Genomic DNA, 3,129 nt, shown 5'->3' with positions numbered 1-3,129 from the left:
TTTCATGAATTTATGAAATTTATTTCACAAATGATGTGAATCAATTTATAAAAAGTGCAAGATTGGACGCTTTAGAGGCTTTTGACAAGTTGGCATTCAATTTGCGTTATAAGAGGGTGTAATCTAATAAATAAAAAAGGGAAAGTAGGAGGCAATCTTGTTTTGTTTAGAAAATAAGTGTTTTCAGTTGATGAAGATCAGAAATTTCATAGGTTGGTACAACCTGCGATTTATTTTCATGCTTATTGGGATTGAACCAGCAGGTATCTATACCAAAGTTGATGCCACCTTGTATGTCTGATGTTAAACTATCACCGACTATGAGCACTTTTGATTTATCCTCAAACTTAACTTTTTCAAGGGCAATTTCAAAAATCCTAGGATTGGGTTTTGCAGCCTTTACCTCTTCAGAAATAACGATGGTTTCAAAGAAGTTGGCAATTTCAGATTTGCCAATTCTATTCTTTTGAACAGATGACAAGCCGTTTGTGATAATGACCAGCCTACAGTGAGCATGCAAGTGATTGATCACTGGAATACTGTCGACATAGAGGAAGGACGCCTCAGATAGATGTTTTTCATAGAGCTTTGCCACTTGATCAGGGTCAAAATCAAGATTGAGCTTTAGGGCATATCTTCTAAATCTTTCAACCTTAAGTGTATCTTGTTTGATTTTACCCTCTTCAAGCTCCTTCCAAATTAGGGTATTGACTTCCTTGTAAGTTGATAGATGATAAGCCTCATCGTAATCATAACCTAAATTCCGAATTGTGTTTTCAAGGGCGACACGTTCTGATTTTTTAAAATCAAAAAGTGTCTCATCTGCATCAAATAAAATCAGTTCATATTTCATAGGGGACTCCTTTTAGTATTATCTTCTCATATTTTATCTAAAAAAATTTGTGATATTCATATTTAATTTTAACAAAGGAAAATGATTATGGATAGGTGAAAAATTAAGTCAGAAATATTCTAATGTGCTTTCTGAATGCATTGGGGCACAAGGTGTCCCTAAATAGAGAGAAAATTGCGAAAATTCGCAAAAAGTTAAACAAAAATTTAACTAATTGTAACATTTTGGTTGAAAAGATTAGTGGATATGCTAAAATTTAAGCATGAGGAATGTTTTAGTCATAGGAATTAAACAGATTAATCAAGGGGGTCTTGTATGAGAAAGGTTATTAGTTTAGCATTATCTGTAATGTTAGTATTCACAGCATTCATCGGCATGAGTATGATTACTTTTGCAGAAGGTGAAACAGACGCAGTAACAACTGCAACAACATATACTGAAGGTACTCAAACACCTGGAACAGTATCACCTGGAAAATGGATGGAGACTGTCGTTTATCCTGAAGGTGCTGAGCTTTACACTGTAAAAAGTGGCGATGTAGCATGGAAAATCGCAAAAGCATATGGCCTAACATTAGACGATATGAAAAAATTAAATCCAAATGTAAAAAATCTTAATATGATTTATGCAGGACAAAAATTAGTAGTAAAAATGGGTGAAGCACCTATGATGGTTGACAATACTTTATACCATGGTATAGGAAACCAAACTAACTTTAGAGCAAGAGGCGAAAACTACAGTGCAAACATTGCAATGGCAAGTGTTATCTTTGATGCTCAAGGTAAAATCGTTAGCTGCTACATCGACACTTATGAAGTAACTCAATCTGAAAATTTTGCTGGCTGGCCAGGAATGACTGCTGACATTACACTAGATTCTGCTACTGCTCAAGTAGCTGCTTGGGAAACTAAGAGAGAACGTGGTAATGATTATGGCATGGCAGCAAAAGCAACTACTGGTAACGAGTGGTTTACTCAACTTGATTACTACCAAAAATTCTTTGTTGGTAAAACTGTAGCTGAATTAAGAGAGTGGTTCGATAAGAGCACTGGTTCAACAGGAAAACCAATTAATCCTGCAACTGCAGAAAAAGAAGATGAGTTGGCTAAACTTGCTAAATTAACTGAAGCTGAAAAAGCTGTTTTAGTTGATGTTGTTGCAAGTGCGACAATGTCGTTAAGCGATGGTCATGCGAAAATTTTAGAAGCAGTTGAAGAAGCATACCAAAATAGAGTACCGATGACAGTTCCTAATAAATAAGAGAAAAAGCACGTAAAACATTCCTGATCAGTACTGATCTTTAAAAATTGATACACCTTAGAAAGAGGCATTTCTAAGGTGTGTTTTTTTGATTTAAAAAGTTTGACATAAAAAAACATTGTCTGCAAAAACTTTATTTGCAAACAATGTCTTAAAGTTATGGACTTACATAGTGGTCAAATGTTCAAGGTTTAACCCTTTTACGTGGCAAGCATGAACACCTAATAATTTTTCATGAACAAATTCCAAAGTATCATCGTAAGCCTTGATATCTTTGGCAACGTAGATCTTGATACCATCTACATCATAATCGTCAAATTCATTTAAGTCATGTGGTGCATGGTATTTTATTTCAGGCACTTTAGTATAGATGTTGCCAGTACTTAAATCATGATGCACCAATTTTAACGAGATCGTATCATGCTTATGCTCATCCAAATATGTCTTTAAGTCATTTTGAATTAAGATTTTCATAAACTGACCTCCTTTCTACCTCACTTATATATTTACCCTTAAATTTAATTGATAAACCTTATCAAGGCATTACTTGAAAATTGTTGACAATTTAGACGCGGTTGTTTAAAATTGATTTATACCGACTGTTAAGTCGGTATAAAGGGAGTGAAAAAATGCCTAGATTAAGTCAAGAGACCTTGGAAAAAAGGAAGGCGCATATTATAAAGTCAGCCTTTAATGTTTTTTCAAGAAAGGGGTATGCCTTGACAAGTATGGACGATATTGTTAAGGAAGCATCCGTCAGTAAAGGCGGGATTTATCATTATTTTAATAGCAAAGAAGAGATCTTTTTAGAGATTGCTGAAATGAGATTAGGTAAGAGACGGTCCCTGATAGAGCGCTTGTCTAGAGAAGAAACTGTAAGCCTTTTTTTTGAAAAGTATATATTGATGATTCTTGAAAGCTTAAAGGAAGAAGAGAGTATTATGACAGCGAGATTTTCATTTGAGTTTTGGGCCATTTTAACAAGAGATCCAAAGCTTAAAAGTCTTGCAAAAGAA

General features: G+C 34.5%; 4 protein-coding genes. 2 read left to right on the top strand and 2 right to left on the bottom strand.

Annotated features, from left to right (window positions below; translation table 11 throughout):
* Nucleotides 1-166: 166 nt before the first annotated feature.
* Complete coding sequence (locus AC220I_RS20550; protein WP_486725737.1) at nucleotides 167-853, bottom strand: YjjG family noncanonical pyrimidine nucleotidase; 687 nt, start codon at nucleotides 851-853, stop codon at nucleotides 167-169.
* A 315-nt stretch (nucleotides 854-1,168) separates the two neighbouring features.
* Between AC220I_RS20550 and AC220I_RS20545 the strand changes: the two genes are divergently transcribed.
* A complete protein-coding gene (locus AC220I_RS20545; RefSeq protein WP_486725736.1) occupies nucleotides 1,169-2,113 on the top strand; it encodes a LysM peptidoglycan-binding domain-containing protein in 945 nt (314 codons plus the stop codon).
* 165 nt (nucleotides 2,114-2,278) lie between these two features.
* On the opposite strand, the gene AC220I_RS20540 is transcribed toward AC220I_RS20545, so the two are convergent.
* Nucleotides 2,279-2,587, bottom strand: a complete 309-nt coding sequence (locus AC220I_RS20540) for a CC/Se motif family (seleno)protein (RefSeq protein WP_486725735.1) — start codon at nucleotides 2,585-2,587, stop codon at nucleotides 2,279-2,281.
* 155 nt (nucleotides 2,588-2,742) lie between these two features.
* Between AC220I_RS20540 and AC220I_RS20535 the strand changes: the two genes are divergently transcribed.
* A partial coding sequence (locus AC220I_RS20535; RefSeq protein ID WP_486725734.1) for a TetR/AcrR family transcriptional regulator occupies nucleotides 2,743-3,129 on the top strand: 387 nt, incomplete at its 3' end.

The sequence above is a fragment of the Fusibacter sp. genome (assembly GCF_057447755.1).
Note: the sequence above shows the minus strand (reverse complement) of the source record. Positions and strands in the feature narration are given on the sequence as shown.

What these genes read in the sequence shown, in the direction of transcription:
- AC220I_RS20550 (WP_486725737.1), bottom strand. Translation starts at nt 853, where the DNA reads ATGAAATATGAACTGATTTTATTTGATGCAGATGAGACACTTTTTGAT.
- AC220I_RS20545 (WP_486725736.1), top strand. Translation starts at nt 1,169, where the DNA reads ATGAGAAAGGTTATTAGTTTAGCATTATCTGTAATGTTAGTATTCACA.
- AC220I_RS20540 (WP_486725735.1), bottom strand. Translation starts at nt 2,587, where the DNA reads ATGAAAATCTTAATTCAAAATGACTTAAAGACATATTTGGATGAGCAT.